The sequence below is a fragment of the Paracoccaceae bacterium genome (assembly GCA_033344815.1).
Taxonomy (GTDB): Bacteria; Pseudomonadota; Alphaproteobacteria; order Rhodobacterales; family Rhodobacteraceae; genus Roseobacter.
Genome location: JAWPMR010000001.1, coordinates 2,338,123 through 2,356,432 on the forward strand (window position 1 = coordinate 2,338,123; position 18,310 = coordinate 2,356,432).

Annotated in this window: 14 protein-coding genes; 8 read left to right on the forward strand and 6 right to left on the reverse strand. The window is 55.9% G+C overall.

Going from position 1 to position 18,310, the window contains the following annotated elements; all coding sequences use genetic code 11:
- Positions 1-226: 226 nt before the first annotated feature.
- Positions 227-3,295, reverse strand: a complete 3,069-nt coding sequence (locus R8G34_10870) for a calcium-binding protein (protein ID MDW3223373.1) — start codon at positions 3,293-3,295, stop codon at positions 227-229.
- Positions 3,296-3,857: 562 nt separating this feature from the next.
- Positions 3,858-5,060 carry a 50S ribosomal protein L11 methyltransferase gene (locus R8G34_10875; GenBank protein MDW3223374.1) on the reverse strand — a complete coding sequence of 401 codons (1,203 nt, stop codon included), beginning with the start codon at positions 5,058-5,060 and terminating at the stop codon, positions 3,858-3,860.
- A 1,028-nt stretch (positions 5,061-6,088) separates the two neighbouring features.
- Here R8G34_10875 and R8G34_10880 point away from each other — a divergent pair.
- Together R8G34_10880 and R8G34_10885 are read left to right on the forward strand one after the other, a co-directional pair.
- Complete coding sequence (locus tag R8G34_10880; protein ID MDW3223375.1) at positions 6,089-6,505, forward strand: hypothetical protein; 417 nt, start codon at positions 6,089-6,091, stop codon at positions 6,503-6,505.
- A 12-nt stretch (positions 6,506-6,517) separates the two neighbouring features.
- Positions 6,518-6,757 (forward strand): hypothetical protein, encoded by a 240-nt coding sequence (locus R8G34_10885; protein MDW3223376.1) that lies wholly within the window; start codon positions 6,518-6,520, stop codon positions 6,755-6,757.
- Between the two features lie 1,291 nt (positions 6,758-8,048).
- Here the strand turns inward: R8G34_10885 and R8G34_10890 are convergent.
- On the reverse strand, positions 8,049-9,023 hold the full coding sequence (locus tag R8G34_10890; GenBank protein MDW3223377.1) for a sugar-binding domain-containing protein: 975 nt from the start codon (positions 9,021-9,023) through the stop codon (positions 8,049-8,051).
- A gap of 227 nt (positions 9,024-9,250) precedes the next feature.
- On the opposite strand from R8G34_10890, the gene R8G34_10895 reads away from it, so the two are divergent.
- The 6 genes from R8G34_10895 to R8G34_10920 all read left to right on the forward strand — a co-directional run bounded on the left by R8G34_10895 (position 9,251) and on the right by R8G34_10920 (position 15,456).
- Positions 9,251-10,240, forward strand: a complete 990-nt coding sequence (locus R8G34_10895) for an autoinducer 2 ABC transporter substrate-binding protein (protein ID MDW3223378.1) — start codon at positions 9,251-9,253, stop codon at positions 10,238-10,240.
- A 72-nt stretch (positions 10,241-10,312) separates the two neighbouring features.
- On the forward strand, positions 10,313-11,809 hold the full coding sequence (locus R8G34_10900; protein ID MDW3223379.1) for a sugar ABC transporter ATP-binding protein: 1,497 nt from the start codon (positions 10,313-10,315) through the stop codon (positions 11,807-11,809).
- The gene (locus R8G34_10905; protein ID MDW3223380.1) at positions 11,806-12,807 is read left to right on the forward strand and encodes an ABC transporter permease; all 1,002 of its coding nucleotides are present in this window, start codon (positions 11,806-11,808) and stop codon (positions 12,805-12,807) included. Before R8G34_10900 ends, R8G34_10905 begins: the two co-directional genes overlap by 4 nt.
- A 7-nt stretch (positions 12,808-12,814) precedes the next feature.
- Complete coding sequence (locus tag R8G34_10910; GenBank protein ID MDW3223381.1) at positions 12,815-13,828, forward strand: ABC transporter permease; 1,014 nt, start codon at positions 12,815-12,817, stop codon at positions 13,826-13,828.
- A gap of 30 nt (positions 13,829-13,858) precedes the next feature.
- Positions 13,859-14,860 carry a dihydroxyacetone kinase subunit DhaK gene (locus R8G34_10915; GenBank protein ID MDW3223382.1) on the forward strand — a complete coding sequence of 334 codons (1,002 nt, stop codon included), beginning with the start codon at positions 13,859-13,861 and terminating at the stop codon, positions 14,858-14,860.
- Positions 14,857-15,456: a dihydroxyacetone kinase subunit L gene (locus tag R8G34_10920; GenBank protein ID MDW3223383.1), complete on the forward strand. Its 600-nt coding sequence runs from the start codon at positions 14,857-14,859 to the stop codon at positions 15,454-15,456. Before R8G34_10915 ends, R8G34_10920 begins: the two co-directional genes overlap by 4 nt.
- A 70-nt stretch (positions 15,457-15,526) precedes the next feature.
- On the opposite strand, the gene R8G34_10925 is transcribed toward R8G34_10920, so the two are convergent.
- The 3 genes from R8G34_10925 to R8G34_10935 are packed head-to-tail and all read right to left on the reverse strand — an operon-like array spanning position 15,527 to position 18,307.
- A complete protein-coding gene (locus R8G34_10925; protein MDW3223384.1) occupies positions 15,527-16,606 on the reverse strand; it encodes an aldo/keto reductase in 1,080 nt (359 codons plus the stop codon).
- A 16-nt stretch (positions 16,607-16,622) separates the two neighbouring features.
- The gene (locus R8G34_10930; protein MDW3223385.1) at positions 16,623-17,297 is read right to left on the reverse strand and encodes a class II aldolase/adducin family protein; all 675 of its coding nucleotides are present in this window, start codon (positions 17,295-17,297) and stop codon (positions 16,623-16,625) included.
- Positions 17,294-18,307, reverse strand: a complete 1,014-nt coding sequence (locus R8G34_10935; protein MDW3223386.1) for a sugar-binding transcriptional regulator — start codon at positions 18,305-18,307, stop codon at positions 17,294-17,296. The genes R8G34_10930 and R8G34_10935 overlap by 4 nt, the downstream gene beginning before the upstream one ends.
- Positions 18,308-18,310: the final 3 nt, after the last annotated feature.

The window sequence follows — 18,310 nt, forward strand, 5'->3', positions numbered from 1 at the left end:
ACTATGTTACCACTTTCAGTGCCGGACATCGTTGCCGTGAAGTATATCAAAATCACAGGCTCCCTCCGGATGCTTTATCGCTTTTTTTGAAAATTGCGCGGCATCAATCAAAGTACACTGCAGCAAAAAGCAAAGTTTTTGCCTTGCAGTTTCAGGGCGGGAATTCCGTGCCAAAAAGAACGATGGTCGCACAGCCTGCAACTCAGGGCTTATACTGCAAACTGTCCTATAAAATGAAATCGCTACTCAGGTAGTCACTTGCCGTAATCCCTGATCCATCATTGATCCGAATTGCGAATTCTATGGTCGTGTCATTATCAGTATTCCCGAACACCCGCGTTTGACCGCCTGCATTTTGCACCCACAAACCCCCGGCACCAAAATTCAACCCAACCGTGTTGGAAACATTGCCAAGGAAGGTAAAGGACTGGTTGCCACCGGACATAGAGTTTGCGTCAATACCCGACACGTCGATGACGTCACCGCCTGCGTTACCGACACCTTCGATCCCGTCAATGATATCGGCAAGGGCCAAAGTCGACGCGCTGACGCTTCCAAAGACAAACGTATCAGCCTGCGCATTGCCGCGCAGAATGTCCATGCCAAAACCGCCCACCAGAATGTCTTTGCCGTTGCCACCGACCAAAATGTCATTTCCGGCACCGCCATCGAGGAAATCAAACCCATCGCCACCGCGCAGGATATCATTCCCATTCTCTCCAAAAAGTTCATCGGCCTGCGCGTTGCCTTCCAGCGTGTCATTGCCGTCGCCGCCCTGCAGAAAGTCTTCTCCGGCCGAACCAAACATCAGATCATCATTGCTGCCACCATCCATGACATCGTCACCGCCACCGCCGCGCATGATGTCATTGCCGTTGTCACCGAACAGGATATCTTCGCCGATTTCCCCGATGATCAAGTCATTGCCAGACCCGCCCGAAATGAAGTCATTGCCGCCACTGCCATTGAGCGTGTCATTCCCGGCGTCTCCTGCGATATTATCAGTACCGTCGCCACCATAGGCCGCATCATCGCCATCGCCGCCCTCCAGAAAATCATCGCCTTCCGCACCTCGAAGGATGTCATTTCCCAAACCCCCGACAATCCCGTCATCCCCGGTCAACCCAACAAGTAGGTCGTTGCCAATACCTCCGACGATATCATCCGCGCCAGCGCCGCCGAAAATCCTGTCAGCGCCGCCACCGCCATCAAGAAAATCATTCCCCTCACCTCCGTTCAGGGTATCATTGCCATTGCCACCCTGAAGGGAGTCGTCACCCGCATAACCCAGAATTTGGTCATTCCCACCGCGTCCCGACATGACGTTGTTTTGAGCAGTGCCAAACAATGTGTCGCTGCCATTTCCGGAGACGATGTTTTCAAAGTTAGAGAACAATTCGCCCACGATGCTGGTCAAGCCTGTGGCCAGGTTAACAGTGTAACTAAAGCCAAAAAGCGTCGTATTGAGGGTATCAATCCCACTGCCCCCATCAAGAAGTTCGGCAGCGCCCAGACCCGCAAAAATCGTATCATTGCCTGCTTCTCCAAACACCGTATCTTCACCCGACGATGTGATCGTGTCATTGCCGCTCCCAGCAAAGATCTGGTCTGCACCGCTGAAATTTGTCGATGTGATCACATCGTTTCCAGCGCCGGCTTCAATAGTGTCATTGCCGCCACCGGCATTAATGATATCGTTTCCCGCGCCCGCAAGAATGGTATCGTTGCCATTGCCCGCATTGATCGTATCAGCCCCATTCCCGGTCTCGATAACGTTCGCCCCCGCCGTTCCGGTAACTGTATCATTGCCGCTGCCCAATACTATGTTTTCGAAATCCGTGAAGACTTCCACCGGGAAGTTTGTATCTCCGGTTGCAAGGTTCACATTTTGATCGGTGGTTGTGGTGCTCATGTTCAGCGTATCAACACCGGTGCCGCCGCTTAATTGTCGCAAACCGACAACCGGGCTTGCTCCGGAGTAATGGATCGTGTCATTGCCGCCACCGCCAAAGTAACGACCAAAACTCGCTGTGAAAATCGTGTCATCGCCGTCTTGACCCAATACAATGCTATCGTCGGGGCCTGCCAGAACGGTCGATCCAGCAACGCCGGTTGTGACGGATCTCGACACCAGAAAGTTCTCCGTTACAACCATGTAGTCGTCCGGATCAATCGTCGACGGGCGGGGATCCCAGATAGAGGCGAATATCTCACCAAGATCGCCTTGCCATGTGAACAATATACGCCCATCACTGGCCAGGCCGACATCTATATTTGTCGTGTTGGCATTTTCCACAGTGAACCGTGCACCATCAGGCGTCCCGTCCGCATTGAAACGCCGTGCAAACAAGTTGCTGTTGGTATCATCATCCCAAGCTATGACATAGCCACCGTCGGTCAGCGCCACTACCGCTGCTTCATTCTGATTGTTGGGCCCAGAGGCAACGATGACCTGTCCCTGAAAAACACCTGTGTTTGAATAGGTTCTGGCAAACACATCGTTGTTGTTGGTCGTGTAGGTCACAACGAATCCGCCACCGGCCAAACTTGTGACCGCAGGATCTGTGGCGTTACCGGCCACGGCGCTGGCGACAACGCCAGCTATCCCCGCAGGGGTACGAATGACGAATTCGATGCCTTCAACACCAGCATCTGTCTCTTCGTAAACAGTTACGAAATTGCCATTGGTGAGTACCGCTACGTCACCCAAACGATCAGGATCCGCGCTGTTTTGTGCGGAAGCGAATTGCGCTCCCAGTAGTCCATCTTGGTCAATCACCCTGGCATTGATGTCCGTATCTGTGCCATCATTGTCATGAAAGTTGACATAGACATCATCGTTGGACGCAATCAGATTTGCTGAAATTTGAGGGTTGCGCAGATCGTCTTCAGCAGTGGTTTCTGTCGCTATCGTCGCGCTGTCAATTTGGAATCCAGCAAGGTTGAAACGCTCATAGCGTATGGCAGAGGCATTGGCGGAATCAATATCGTCATCGACATACGCGATCGCGAATCCATCATGCGTTGCCGTCAGATCAAAGTCGCGTTCGTTATCTACAAAAAAACTGCTGTTCAATCGGAATGGGTCACCCGAAGCCTCGCCGGTAGCGCTGTATCTCTGCGCGATGATGTCTGTTCCTGCTGCTGTCCCGATAGCTCCCAAGACACCTTCTTGCCACACTACGACAATGGTCCCGTTCGCAAGCCCTACTATTTTCGGTTGTGTCTGCCCGCCTGTTGTCGCCGATCCTGTATTTACCTGAAATGGACTTAGCCATTCTGTGGGCGCCGGCATAAAAAATTCCTTGGTTGTTAATAAATGCAGTGTGGTCCTATTCCATTGCATTGGTCAACAACGCCGAAAGAAACTGTCTCAAAATATGGGCGTTTTGCGCTCCCGGATCGTAGAAACTTGATGCCGCCAAGCGGATAGTTATCGTGAAGCAAGAGACTTAAACTTTGCCTCAATTTAAAAGGTAGTATGGAAAGCAACTGAGTCTTTCATGTCCCGCTTGCATTGAGCCGGTGAGATGTTGGTTTTTCACCTCTGTGCGTTTTGAGTGCTGTGTCTTGTGCCAGGGTAAAAAGACTAAAAAGCCGATACCCCTAGTGACAATTCAAAATTAAAATCTGTGGCGACCACAGTGCCCCACGGTGGTGACCAGAAGAGCGCAGCAGCAGGTGATCAAACCATTTGCAACAGACCTGTCGAAAAGAAAACATCAAGCGCTCAATGCGAAATGACGTTGTCACTCGATCTGTGCGATTAGATAACAAAGGCCAGCTCCGGGAGAACTCAGCCGAAGGTAAACAGATGCAAGTGGACTCTCAGCCTAATTGAAAATGCTGTTTGCGGTTCAACTGGCGCGGTTCTGCAAGCCCGCGTTGGTCTTTGACTGGCTACGTTTGGCGTTGTCCGTAGAGGTCAAGTTGTGCGAGTCCAACGCATCAGGCGACAAATCCAATGCCCGTTTCAACCATCCGGTTGCTTTGACGGCATCGGCTGTGCGAGACGTTGTTTCATCTACAGACAGACTTAATTGTGACGAGTCATGCTGCGCTGTGATTCTCAAACGATTCTGAAGCGTTACAGATTTTGGACGGTCCAATAAGAAAGCCGTCCGGCCCCAATGACCGTCGGAGTGCAACCCATTTGTCAACAAGACATCTGAGGCTAGTTGCATTTCGAAGCTCACAAACACAGCGTGAGCCGTACCTGCAACGGAACAGAAGAGGTCTTCTGTCGCACGCGCTGGTTTTACATTCGGTTTGGCGAAATCAAATTGAAATAGCTCCGATGCTGGTCCCAAAGGATTGAGGCCAAGCGCCGCAAAATCATTTGGCGTAATTTGCGCGATCTTTGAGAAGCGATGAAAAGCTCTGAGATCAAAACCTTCCGCCTCTCCCGGCCGCCACAGATCAAGCAGTTTTTCACTTTCAACGAGTTGGGCCTTTAGTGTCCCATGTTCAGGGACGGTGCGCGCCTGGGGTTTGGCAAGCATGAACATTGCATGCGTGAGTGTCGCCAACGCCCCTTCGCCGAGCAAGACGGTGTCCACGATTTCTGAGATTACGACATCAGCAGGTTCCGGAATGTCCACACCGACGACCAGATTGTGCGACGATTTCGGGATAACCGTAATGCGGTCGCTGAGCCCGTTGTCTTCAATGACCTGGATTGCTGCTTGTGCTATCAAGGGTTGCTGCTCGCAAGTATATACGTGTTTCGCACCGGCCTGAGCCGCCAACATAGCTGTCAAACCCGCACCACAACCGATATCGAGCACAATGTCTCCATGTTGCACTTTCGCCTCGATGGCCTTGGCATATGCGCTGTTGCGAGCCGTGTCTGCCAGCATTGGAAAGTGCCAGCGGGGAACAAACATTTGATGAAGCCGTTCCTGCAGTATCTGTGCGTCGTGGTGCTGGGGAACTAAGCTAAGGGCTTGCGAGAGAACCTCTGACGTCCGAATACCGCCATCCGTCAGGGGTTCAAGTTTGGCAATACCGACGAGGTTTTCCGCTTCTTGCGCGCTCTGCTGATCGCTTTCTTGTTTCATTCGCAAAGGATCAGTTGAAATATTCTTAGCCAATTTTGGTTCCTCGTCAGAAATGAAAGCTGCCGAATTTGCGTATGCATCAAAAGCATCTAAGAATGGTAAAGGGAAAACGGCGACTTCGCGCTGCGTTGCCTGACTAGTTTGCACGGCTTTTCGCCCGAGCGCATTACAAACAGGAATTGAACAGAGCTCGCTAACGCATGCATTAGCCTGGCATTTGGGACCTGAAAAGCGGGAATTGTTCTGGGAAGAAAGCTGTTCAAGAGACATCGCTTCTTTCGTGTGGTCATTCCATGCGCAGCCCAGATGCAAATGCGATATCTGCTGTCTTGCCAGAATGCGCAGATTTTCTAGCGGGGCATGGACGTGGATCGCGCGACCGTGTTTCTTCGGGCGCAGAAGTTTGACACGGAACTCGCAAAGAGAACGGAACATCCCTAGATCGCACCAGCCAGAACAGAAATGCCCCTCTCACCAGATTGTATCGCAATCGCCTGCCGAGCAGGGGATGAGACCTAAATAAGTGATGTAGCCGTTTCTCATCGCTGCGGTCGGCAACTGCCGATACCGAAGCCAAGCCAATGTTGCCAATGGGCATTTGGTGGATTTTCGTTTGACAGCCCGACAGGATGCAAAGGCTGCCAAAGCCGTTTTGAACACATCCGCCTTCACAGGCCACTCTCTTTATGCACGGACAAAGCGCCTGGGTATCGCGAGGCAATCGGAAAGATCAACCATCCGACCCACATTTTGACCCCATTGCGCCTATTGACGAGACGTATCGAAAGAACGGCATCTAGAGCGGCCATGCCGCCACAAAAAGGCTGATCGGTGACTAGCAGAGCGTCATCACTGAGGTCTGCAATGGTAACCAAACATGGGGTGACCCCCCAGAAGACTCAAAAACAGACCCATTCAGACGCAACAGCCGAGCTTGCGGGGCGAGATCGCATTCGGTCACCAACCATTTGGTTTGGCACCTTGAAATCAATGGCCTTGTGCAACGGAAATTTACAGACTGCCAACGCATGCAACAGGCCGATTGTGCGTGTCATCTAAGGTGGCGTCATGGGCAGGCGACACAAACATATTCGCACCCGGTTCACCTAAACAAATCATCAGTTATGTCGTCTGCTGCGGTGACGCCAACACCATCCTTGATCCTCAGTTGCCAGTTCCTGATATTCTTCATCATCAAGACTGGTGAAAATGCGGGTTTGACCCACAGTTTCCATAAGCCTCAACTCTCCGGCAGCCAGAGCGACACTGCCATCAAACGTTTGAACGCCGGCGAACACAAATGGCTGGGACCTGGGCAGAGAGCGGTTGGCGTCGGTCATGGAGAGATCGATTATGCCACCGCCGACCTTCCCGACACCTTCAAACCTATCGACCGTGTCTGGTGGGTTCATGCGGGCGTGGCTCACACCGTTGCTCGCAACTGAAAATTTTAAGACTTGAGCGTCCGTGCGTCCCACCAGCACATCTTCACCGGCGCCCCCGACCAGCGCATCGTCACCGACGCCGCCGAAGAGAACATCATCGTCTCCACTGCCAGAGACATAATCGTCGCCGCACCCACCGCGCAGCTTGTCATCACCGGCGTCTTACGCCGAGTTTTCATCGCCAGACGCTCCGGCAAAAACATCAGTTCCGTTACCACTGTTGATCTGATCGTCACCAGCGCCACCGTCTAGTTTGTTGTCCCGACTCTGGGAAAAGTCGTATCGTTGTCACCACCGCCGAAGGTTCTGTCACTACTGCCGTCGCCGAAATAGGACCCGCAGCCGGAAGCGATTTTCGTATCGTTGCCGTTCGCGCCCAGGCGAGGCGACCGGCACACGTCTGGCATGAAATTCGAGCCAACTGTCAAAGCGCATGGACGAATGCTTTGTCAGTCGGTTTACTGGGCCGTGAGACGTCTCACGGGACCTGGTTTGCACAGGTCCACAGCTTGACGCCAAGAGCGAAAAATTTGCTGCTGTTCTCCACCCGGATCGTAGCCGGACAACCGGTTTGACGCCACACGCGTGCTGGCGGGGCGATAAATATCACGTCCTTTGTGGCTGAACCTTGGATCCGCATCCGCTGGATCCGAGCGCTTTTATCCCCCGCTGTCAGCCGCTGCCTCTTGCGGCCCGTCGGCAACTGTTCATCGCCAGAATCCCGTTCGGCTGAGTGTGCTTGCACAATCGCCTGACAGGCAAAGCATGCCTCAAATCTCATTTGAACGGACCGTATCTGGTCGTTCGTCTCCCAGACCGGTTGTGCCCGGCACTTCGGGCGCCTGTCCCCGAGTTGCAGGCCCAACATATTCAAAACCCTGTAGACCTTCTTGACCGCTCTCGGGACATCGCAGCGCCATGCCCTGTCAGGCGGTGTTTGATCTGCCGATCTTCACGGTGCGGGACGTGGTGCGCCCGTCTGCCCCAGAGCGAACAGGTGTTGCGCAGATTTCTGTGAGGCGCTGTTTCAATGCGGCCAGCTCCCCTCTTATCGTGTGAAGGTAAACCACCGCTGGGGCAGTGGGGGGCGTCGTGACAGATGTTGACAGGCGGCGCGATCAAACAGAAGGACTTTGCACGAACGCCGAATCAATATCCACCAGTCCTTCCGAACACCATCGACAAGCGCACAGGTCCGATCCGACCTCAAGGTTTTCGCCTCGTGACATCCGCTCGCCATTGTGCCGGGACCAATATCGGACAAATCTCGCCGTTCAGGCGCAGGTTCGCAGGGAGGCGTTTCAATTGATTGCGCGCACCAGCCCGTTCTCTCAATTCCAACCTGTCTAACGACAAAGAGCTAGCAAGTTTCTTATCGATGTCCGCTTGGCTCGCCTGCCCCAGACTAGCAGAGTGCGGCGCAATCAGCTGCCAGACACTCGATGCCCACCGCCCGGCAAATCTGCGCAGCCGGCCTGCGAAACAGGCTGCGGAAAACGTCATTCAAAACGTGAAAAAAATCACACCTCGGGGCACCTTCCAATTAGTCATGCTCTTTCTCAATGACGGCGAGAAGCGCGACCGCCAACGCTTGATCTACCAATAGTTTCTTTACGAAACCAGCCCGTAGAACCGCCAGTGTTGCAGCGAGCTTACCAGCGCCTCCGGCAAGCAGAACGGTATCCATCTCCGCCATGTCCATTGGTCGAACGCAGGGTGTGCAGCGGTTCAATTCGATATCCGCGACCGATCCGTCCGCCTTGTAAAATACGCCACAACAGTCTCCGACCACATCTGCATGACGCAATTGCTGGATCTGGTCCGCGCTGAAAATCCCGCTATCAAATAGAATGGCGCCTTCGCCGCATTCGCCGACGCTCATCAAGGCATGATCTGCCCCACAGGCCGACTCCATTGCGTCACGCACAAGCCGCTGTGCCATGATGCGCTCACAGTCTGATGCGCTATCTGCTACAAAAGGCGCAGGCATCAGGATCGCCCGCCCGCCTGTCTGTGCTGCCAGCCGAACACAAACATCGCCGGGCGCAGTGTGCGAGGCATAGGTCACTGACCCCATCAGAGACACAAACGTCAGACCGCTGTTGCGCACACCGGTTAAGTTATCCGCCATCCCAGACAATGTGCGGCCCCAGCCAACACCGACAGTGACCGGCGCGTCCGAACTTGCGATCCGCGCAAGATAGCCACTCGCCAGTATCGCGACCGCATTACGCGCAAGGATATCATCACCGATCTCGCCCTCAATGGGTGCAACCTGCGCCTCTTGCAAGTTAAAGGCATTCACCAACCGGTCCGCCAAGGCCAACGTCTGTGCGGTGCGATGCTCGACCGTGATCCGAACAAGCCCCTGTTCACGTGCATCAGCCAGCATGCGCAACACTTTGAAGCGGGAAATACCAAGCCGTTTGCTGATTTCCTGCTGGCTCAGATTGCCCACGTAATACAACCACGCCGCCTGCGCGATATCATGATCAGCCTGACGTTTATGCATCAGCATGACCCGTTAAGTTGCTCCCGGAGAACTGCGACAAAATATCTTGACCTAGGGGTGTCAATTTATATAGTCACAAACGTGCAGTCAATGCACAAGTGTGAGATTAGCCGCTGCTGCCACAATGTGACTAACTGATACTGCGGCATGACACGACGCATTCTAAAGGAGTTTTGGCGCAGGCCTGACTCCGGCAAACGACCCGCTAATACGGGTTTAGGGAGGAAGAATAGATGAATACCCAGTTTAAATTGTTGGCCAGCGCGGCGCTGACATCGACGGCGCTTCTCGGCACACAGGTTGCAGCCGATGGACATTCCAAAGACATCGCCACGGTAGTCAAGATCGCGGGCATTCAGTGGTTCAACCGGATGGAAGAAGGCGTCACCAAATTCGCCGAGGAAAGCGGCATGAATGCATTTCAAGTGGGACCGGCACAAGCTGACCCGCAGCAGCAGGTTGCTTTGATCGAAGACATGATTGCCCAAGGCGTTGATGCGCTGGCGGTCGTGCCGATGTCACCCGAAGCGCTTGAGCCGGTTCTGGGACGGGCCATGGAAGCCGGTATTGCAGTCATCACCCATGAAGCCGCAGCCCAGCAGAACACGACCTATGATCTCGAAGCCTTCGTAAACGAAGATTTTGGCGCGAACCTGATGGAGCAACTGGCCACCTGCATGGGCGGTGAAGGTGAATACGCCGTATTCGTGGGCTCGCTGACGTCACAGACACATAACCAATGGGTTGATGGTGCCATCGCACATCAGGAAGCCAACTTCCCGAATATGACACTGGTGGGTGACAAGAACGAAACCTTCGATGACGCGGAACAGGCCTACACCAAGGCGCAAGAAGTGCTGCGCGCCTTCCCGAACATCAAGGGCATGCAAGGGTCGGCCTCCACCGACGTGGCAGGTATCGGACGCGCGATTGAAGAGCGCGGCATGGAAGACGCAAGCTGTGTCTTTGGCACTTCCCTGCCCTCCATTGCGGGCCAGTACATTGAGACCGGAGCGGTTGATGGCATCGGCTTCTGGGATCCGGCCGTCGCCGGCGAAGCAATGAATAAGCTGGCTGTTATGGTCATGGACGGCGAAGAGGTGACCGACGGCATGGACCTTGGCCTGCCGGGTTACGAAAGCATCTCGCTTGATGGCAAGGTCATCTATGGTCAAGCATGGGTGAACGTGAACGCGGACAATATGGCGGACTACCCGTTCTGATCAACTGTTCTGAGGGGCGGTCCATGTGCCGCCCCGCATTTTCCCGAAACACGTAATTCAAGTTGGCTGTTCATGTCCTCTGACCATGACACCGCATTCATCGACCTGCGCGCGATCACCAAACGCTACGTTGGTGTCACGGCGCTCGACTCCGTCGATTTCACCGTACAGCCGGGTGAAGCCGTTTGCCTTGCCGGGGAAAACGGGTCGGGCAAATCGACGCTCATCAAGATCATTTCGGGTGTCGAACCCGCCACTGAAGGCACCGTGCACATCGCTGGACAAGAACGTCCTGTTTTGAACCCGCGCATATCAGCCGCCGCCGGGGTCATGGTGATTTTTCAGGACTTTTCGCTGTTTCCGAACCTGAGCGTCGCTGAGAACATCGCCTTTGCGACGCAGCTTTCCAAACACGAACATTTCTACAAATCCGGAGCCACCCGGGAAATTGCGCAAAAAGCGCTAGAGCGCATCGGCGTCACGATCGACTTGGACGCTCGCGTGGAGTCCCTGCCCGTTGCACAAAAACAGCTTGTCGCCATATGCCGTGCGCTGGCGTCTCAGGCGCAGCTTATTATCATGGATGAACCGACAACGGCGCTCACCGAAAAGGAGGTGCGTCGCTTGCAAGGCATCATTCGCATGCTCAAAGAAGACGGTGTCGCGGTGATTTTTGTCAGCCATAAACTCGCCGAAGTGCTTGAGGTGTCTGAAAAAGTAGTCGTGTTGCGCAACGGCAAGAAAGTCGCGGAAGGCCCGGCGTCAGAGTTCGATACCCAATCCTTGACCTATCACATGACCGGACGTGACGTTCCCGAAGTGCCGCCCAGCGACGTGATGTCCGGGGCGGAAACACTCATGCAAGTGCAGGGACTCACGAAAGAAGGGTCCTTTGCGGACATTGGTTTCGACCTCAGGGCAGGTGAAGTCCTTGGCATTACCGGGCTTTTGGGCAGCGGACGCACTTCAGTCGCCAAGGCGTTGTTCGGTTTGGTCGCGCCGGATGACGGCACGATCACCGTTGACGGGCAGCCCATCCCCACCGGTGATCCGCAAGCAGCCTCGATGGCGAGGATCGGATATGTCCCCGAAGATCGCCTGACAGAAGGCCTGTTCCTGAGCCAATCCATCCTGCGCAACGTCGCCATCGGGCGGCTTGACGCCCACACAAACGGCAGTTTCCTGAACATGGGGGGGTTGGTGGATGAAGCCACCGACTGGCTTAAAAGGCTCAACGTCAAAGCGCCTGATGTTAACGCACCAGTCCAGTCGCTCTCTGGTGGGAACCAGCAGCGTGTGGCTCTGGCCCGATGGTTGTCGCGCGCGCCTCGGGTTCTGATCTTGAACGGGCCGAGCGTCGGTGTTGATGTCGGCTCCAAAGCCGATATCCATCACATCATTCGCGACCTTGCCAGTGAGGGCATCGGGATCATCGTGATTTCGGATGATTTGCCTGAATTGCTTGCCACCTGTCACCGCATCCTCGTGATGCGTGATGGGCGGATCATTGACGCGCTGGACGGACGGTCTGTGAGCGAAGAAGATCTTGCGCGCAGGCTGGCCTCATGAACGACTGGTTTCCCAAAGATTTCTGGACGCGCAATGAAACGCTGGTCGCTGGTGTCATCGTGCTGTTCTGCATCATCGCTACTATCTCGGACCCGCGCTTTTTTACGATCACGACCGTATCGGACCTTCTGCGCGCCTCTATTGTCATCGGCATCCTTGCTGTAGGTGCGATGCTCGTTCTGGTGTCCGGCGGGATCGACGTAAGTTTCACAGCCATCGCTGTCTTTGCGATGTATTCCTCGTCGGTGCTGTTTCTGACCATCTGGCCCGGTGCGCCGTGGCCACTGATTTTTGCTATGTCGGTGGTTTTCGGCGCCATGTTGGGAGCGATAAATGGCTTTTTCATCGCCTTTCTGGGGTTGCCCACGCTGATTGTGACGCTCGGCACCCTGTCGGTTTTCAGGGGCTTTCTACTGACCTTCATTGGCTCACAACGCATCTCGGATTTGCCGCCCGCCATGCGGGACTTTTCGCGCGGTGTGTTGGCGCGCGGCACAACTGAGGCCGGGAATTTTTATTCCATTCCATGGGCTGCGCTGGCGCTGCTTTTCGTGATTTTGCTGACGTGGTTAATCCTCAAGAAAACAATGTTGGGACGGTCGATCTATGCCATCGGCGGGTCGGTCGAAAGCGCACGGCGCATCGGGATCAACGTCAAGTGGACACAGTTTTTCGTCTATGTCTACGTCGGTGCGCTGGCCGGCCTTGCCGGGATCATCCACGGCTCGGTCGGGCGCATGGCGGACCCGTTCTCACTGGTCGGGCTGGAATTGTCGGTGATTGCCGCCGTCGTTCTGGGCGGTGCGAGATTAATTGGCGGCTATGGCACGCTGACCGGCACGCTGCTTGGTGTTGCGCTTATCGTCATCGTGCAGAACAGCCTGATTGTCATCGGTATCCCGACCACATGGCAATCCGTCACCATCGGCATTTTAATCCTCTTGGGCACCGGCGTTCCCGCCTACCGCGCCAAGCGGGCGGCCGCGCGGGCAGGATGAGGACATTATGACAACACACTCCCCCACTCGCGATATCACCGCATCTCCGGAATTCCGCCTGTTAGTCATTGCGGTGCTTGTCTTTGGCCTGATGTCTGTGCTGTCACCGGACAGGTTTCTCTCGGCGCAAAACCTCACGTCGATGGCCTTTCAGTTCCCTGAATTCGCCATTCTTGCCTTGGCGATGACCATCACCATGATGACTGGCGGGATCGATCTGTCTGTTGTTGGCATAGCCAACCTGTCGGCGGTCGCCGCAGCACTCATCCTGACGCAGTTCTCCGACCCGTCGATGCCTGCCTCCCAATCCGCAGCCTGGCTTGCCTTCGCCGTCACCGCCGCAATGTCCATTGGCGCCGTGGCTGGATTGCTAAACGGCGCGCTTGTGGCCTTCTTCGGCCTACCACCCATTCTGGCCACGCTGGGCTCAGGGTTGGTGTTTACTGGATTTGCCATCGCGATGACCGGCGGCAGTGCGGTGATGGGCTTTCCAGACACCGTGGCCCTGATCGGAAACTCGCAGATATTTGGCGTTCCCGTGCCGTTGATCCTGTTTGCGGTCCTTGCCATCCTGCTGCACCTGATCCTGACACGCACGGCCTTTGGCTTGCGCGTTACCATGTACGGCGCAAACCCCGTCGCCGCGCTCTATGCCGCGATCGATATCAACCGCATGCTGCTCAAGGTTTACGTGATCTCGGGCATGTTTTCCTCCGTTGCAGGGCTGATCATCATGAGCCGTGCGAACTCTGCCAAGGCGGATTATGGCTCGTCCTATCTGCTCTTGGCCGTTTTGATAGCCGTGTTAGGGGGCGTAAATCCATACGGCGGATATGGCCGGGTGATCGGCGTTATCCTTGCCGTCCTATCGATGCAATTCCTGTCCAGCGGGTTGAACATGCTTCAGGTCTCAAACTTTGCGCGTGAATTGATCTGGGGCGTTTTGCTGATCCTCGTCATGGTCATGAACACCCACGCCGTCGCCGCCCTGCGCGAGAGTTTTGCCAAATCACCGAAATAACGGGCCAGTCCCGACCGAGGGGAGAAGAAGATGAAAAAGATACTCAACAAACCAGAAGATTACGTAGTTGAAATGCTGGCCGGCATGACAGCCGCGCATCCTGAATATTACAAACTGCAGGGCGATAACGGCAAGGTCGTCGTGCGCGCCACGCCGGGAAAGAAGGGTAAGGTCGGCATCGTCACCGGGGGTGGCTCGGGCCACCTGCCTGTCTTCACCGGGTATGTGGGCGAAGGGTTGCTGGACGCCTGTGCCATTGGAGATGTCTTTTCCTCACCTTCTGCCGAGCAGATGGCAGATGCGATCCGGGCGGCAGATACCGGCGCGGGTGTCCTGCGACTTTACGGAAACTACGGCGGCGACGTGATGAATTTCGACATGGCCGGAGAATTGGTGGAATTTGAGGATATCACCTGTTCCACCGTTTTGCTGGCAGATGACGTAGCTTCGGCGGCCCCGGAAGAAGCTGAAAAACGCCGGGGCGTGGCCGGTATGGTCTACGCATTCAAGATCGCCGGTGCCGCTGCCGAAGAAGGCCGTGACCTTGATGGCGTGACAGCCGTGGCGCAAAAAGCTGCGGACGCTTGTCGCTCCATCGGTGCTGCGTTGTCGCCTTGCACTGTGCCTCAGGCCGGAAAACCGACCTTCGAGATTGCCGATGATGAAATGGAAATGGGCATGGGGATTCATGGGGAGCCCGGTGTCTGGCGCGGCAAGCTGCAAACGGCGGATCAGATCGCGGGTGAGATGATGGATCGTTTGTTGGCGGATATGCCCGTGGCCAGCGGTGATCGGGTTTCTGTCATGGTGAACTCGCTGGGAGCAACGCCGCCGGAAGAGCTTTATATTCTATATCGCACCGTGAAAGCCCGTTTGGAGGGCGCTGGTGCCACCATCGTCATGCCATTGGTTGGGCGTTATGCGACATCTATGGAGATGACAGGTGTATCTTTCACCCTGTGCAAATTGGACGCGGAATTGGAAGCCCTGCTGAACGCCCCCTGCGATTGCGCTTTCTGGAGCGTCAGATGACCATCACGCGGGACATGTTACTTGGCGCAATAGACCGTATCACTGAGGCGATGGAGCGGGATTTTGATATGCTCAACGCGGCGGATGGGGCGCTTGGGGATGGTGATTTGGGCGTGACCATGGCCCGCGGCATGCGCGCCATCACCGAGATGAAAGACGACCTGCCCGACGACATCGGCATGGCGCTGTTTCAATGCGCGCAGGCCTTTACCAAATCGTCCGGGTCGTCTTATGGCACGCTGATGGCCACCGGCCTGATGAGCGCGGCCAAAACCCTGCGTGGATCGCACACCATCGATCCCGCCGGCATCCCGGATCTGGTCGCTGGTGCGCGTGACAAGATGCAGGAGCGCGGCAAGGCGGAACTGGGCGGTAAAACCGTCCTGGACAGCCTTGATTACGTCGCAAGAGCTACGGCAGAAGAGGGTGACAAAGCACAAGCGGCAGCAGAAGCCGTCGATAAAGCCCTTGAGGATTTCCGCGACAAACCCGCCACTATTGGGCGCGCGCGCATTTTTGGCGACAAGAGCATCGGTATGGACGATCCCGGGATGCTGGCCATGCAGTCCATCGTGAAGGCTGCGACCGGGCAGTAGATCCAAGGCAACATGCTCAAGTTAGAATACGATTTGCCAGAGAAACCGGCCTCAAAATGGGCGCCGCGCCCTAAACCAGCGGGTCTTCTCCGCCGTAATGCCGATCCGGGTAGTCCGCATGCAAGGCCTGATCCGCGTCGCCGAAACGGGGCCGGGCAAAGTTGTGCTGGTGCCAGTACGGATAGATCAGTGGCAGGCGACTGACATCGTTGAGACGCGTCAAATCATCTTCTGACAGTGTCACATCAACCGCGCGGAAGTTGCGCTCAAATTGATCAGCGGTGCGCCCGCCCACCACCAGTGATGCCACCGCAGGACGGGTCAAAAGCCATGCAAGGGCAATTTGTGCGGCCTCGACGTTATGCGCCTCACCGATCTCAACCAGCGTGTCGACGATGTTCCAAAGACGCTCTGTGTCGCGGATCGGCGGCTCGTTCCAGCCCTCAGACTGGCGCGATCCTTCGGCGGGCCCTGTACCGCGCCGATGTTTCCCCGACAGCAACCCGGCGGCCAGCGGCGACCAGATCAGCACGCCAAGCCCCTGATCAACAGACAGGGGCAAGAGCTCGTACTCCGCCTCTCGTGCTTCGATTGTGTAGTGAATTTGCTGCGTGGCGAAACGACTGGAATGGCGCGGCGCGGCGGCCAGGGATTTCATCACATGCCACGCCGAATAGTTTGAACAGCCCGCGTAACGAATTTTGCCCTGCTGGATCAGTGTGTCCAACGCTTCCATCTTTTCCTCAACAGGCGTCAGCCCGTCCCATTCATGCATGTAGTAGATGTCGATATGATCTGTACGCAGCCGCTTGAGCGAACGTTCACATTCCCGGATTAAGTGCCAGCGCGACACGCCCTCATCATTGGGGCCATCCCCAATCGGCATCCGCGCTTTGGAGGTGACGAGAACATCATTGTATCTCCCTTCCAGCACTTCGCCCAAGATCTCCTCGGAGAGCCCCGTGGAATACATATTCGCCGTATCAAACAGATTAACGCCATGATCGATGCACGTGTCTACAAGCACGCGGGCATCGCTCACGCCCTGACTTGCTGTGCGCCCGAAATCGCCGCGCCCGCCAAAAGTGAACGTTCCCATGGTGATGGCCGATACCTTCAACCCGGTCCGTCCCAATGTACGATACTTCATGATGTCTCCCCTCGCTTTATGTGTCCTCAGCCGCCCGCGGTCCGTAGTCCTGAAAGGCGACCATCACCTCGGCAATCTCAGCGTCCGACAGAATGAAAGCCTCGCCGCCGATGCTGCTGAACAGATACGTGCGCGCCAACGTTTCAAGTTCTTCCAAACGCCAGAAGGCCTTGTCGATGGTCTCGCCCAGAACCGTCGCCCCGTGATTGGCCATCAGACAGCCATGCCTGTCTGCCATGATTTGCGCCATATTGGCACAAAGTTCCGGACTGCCAAACAGCGCGTAATCCGCAATCGGCACATCGTTCCCGCCAAAGGCCGCGATCATATAATGGCATGCCGGGATTGATCGACGTTGCACGGCAAGGACACTGCAATAAGGCGGATGTGCGTGCAGAACCACAGGCATGTCAGGGCGCGCCTGATGCATACCCTGGTGGAACGGCCATTCAGAGGACGGTTTCGGGCCATTGCTATCAGGCAAACCTGTCATCGGGATCGTGACCATCAAATCTGGGGTCAGCTCCTCATAAGGCACTCCTGATGGTGTAATCAGAATGCCACTGTCTATCCGGGCGGAGATGTTGCCTGATGTGCCTTGGTTCAGGTGCCTTTCGTTCATCCGAAGGCAGGCGTCAATCAGGGCTTGCCGTGTGGAGGTCGTATCAGAAAGCGGATGCACAGGCGTCATGATGTCATCTCCAACAATTCTTCTGCTACACTCGTGCTGGTCGCAAGATGCGTCACGAACCCACCTTTTATGGCTGCTCGCGCGGGTCCTGCCCTGCCTGGCCCGGCGGCAACCAAAAGCGCCATGTCTTTGCCCCTCATCTGGTCCAGTGAAACGCCAATCATCCGCTTTTCAACATCCGCGATCATGGGTTGGCCCTCTGCGTCAATCAATCGGCCACAAATCACCCCCGCTGCACCCTTATCACGGTAATCGGCAATGCCCTCGGCGCTAAGGATGCCGCTGCGCACGACATGCGCGTCCGCATCACAGGTCCCGCACGCCAGTACTGTCTTGTTACAGGTCGCCAATGCCCCAAGTTGATCCCGCACAACCGGTTCATCGCAGAGCGCGTCGCGCAGGCCTTTGTTGGACAGCACAAGTGGCACATGCAGGTTGATGCACTGTCCGCCCAGACGTTGCGCCAGCATCGACGTGCAGGCTTCAGCTTCAAAACCAAGTGCTGCCGGGCGCGAGCCCAAAAGCTGGATCACGGTGAGATCCGGCACCGGCGTATAGGGAACTTGCTGCGCCATCTGATAGACGGTTGCGCCCCAGGACACGCCCAGACTGTCACCGGGCTCCAACAGCCGGGGCAACCAATCCGCAGCAGCCCGCGTGACCCGCGCAACACTTGCCCCGGCCCCGTCCTGATCAACGGGCCCTTCTGGCACCACCAATGCCTCAGACAGCCCGTATTTAGCGCAAAGTTGCGCTGCCAGGCGATGGCCACAAAACACATCACTGTCCAGATGCACCCGCACCCAGTCCCGCGCACGCACCTCGTTGAGGTAGTTCACCACAGACGCGCGGCTGATCCGCATACGCGCCGCAATCTCGTTCTGATTCAAACCATCATGATAATAGAGCCACGCAGCCTCGACATAGAGCGCGTCATCGCGCGGAGGAAACCGCGCCAGATCAGGCGCGGCACTTTTCGCCTTGCCGATGGGCCCTGCCGAAAGAGGCACGGC

What these genes read in the sequence shown, in the direction of transcription:
- R8G34_10870 (MDW3223373.1), bottom strand. Translation starts at nt 3,295, where the DNA reads ATGCCGGCGCCCACAGAATGGCTAAGTCCATTTCAGGTAAATACAGGA.
- R8G34_10875 (MDW3223374.1), bottom strand. Translation starts at nt 5,060, where the DNA reads ATGAAACAAGAAAGCGATCAGCAGAGCGCGCAAGAAGCGGAAAACCTC.
- R8G34_10880 (MDW3223375.1), top strand. Translation starts at nt 6,089, where the DNA reads ATGCAACAGGCCGATTGTGCGTGTCATCTAAGGTGGCGTCATGGGCAG.
- R8G34_10890 (MDW3223377.1), bottom strand. Translation starts at nt 9,023, where the DNA reads ATGCTGATGCATAAACGTCAGGCTGATCATGATATCGCGCAGGCGGCG.
- R8G34_10895 (MDW3223378.1), top strand. Translation starts at nt 9,251, where the DNA reads ATGAATACCCAGTTTAAATTGTTGGCCAGCGCGGCGCTGACATCGACG.
- R8G34_10900 (MDW3223379.1), top strand. Translation starts at nt 10,313, where the DNA reads ATGTCCTCTGACCATGACACCGCATTCATCGACCTGCGCGCGATCACC.
- R8G34_10905 (MDW3223380.1), top strand. Translation starts at nt 11,806, where the DNA reads ATGAACGACTGGTTTCCCAAAGATTTCTGGACGCGCAATGAAACGCTG.
- R8G34_10910 (MDW3223381.1), top strand. Translation starts at nt 12,815, where the DNA reads ATGACAACACACTCCCCCACTCGCGATATCACCGCATCTCCGGAATTC.
- R8G34_10915 (MDW3223382.1), top strand. Translation starts at nt 13,859, where the DNA reads ATGAAAAAGATACTCAACAAACCAGAAGATTACGTAGTTGAAATGCTG.
- R8G34_10920 (MDW3223383.1), top strand. Translation starts at nt 14,857, where the DNA reads ATGACCATCACGCGGGACATGTTACTTGGCGCAATAGACCGTATCACT.
- R8G34_10925 (MDW3223384.1), bottom strand. Translation starts at nt 16,606, where the DNA reads ATGAAGTATCGTACATTGGGACGGACCGGGTTGAAGGTATCGGCCATC.
- R8G34_10930 (MDW3223385.1), bottom strand. Translation starts at nt 17,297, where the DNA reads ATGACGCCTGTGCATCCGCTTTCTGATACGACCTCCACACGGCAAGCC.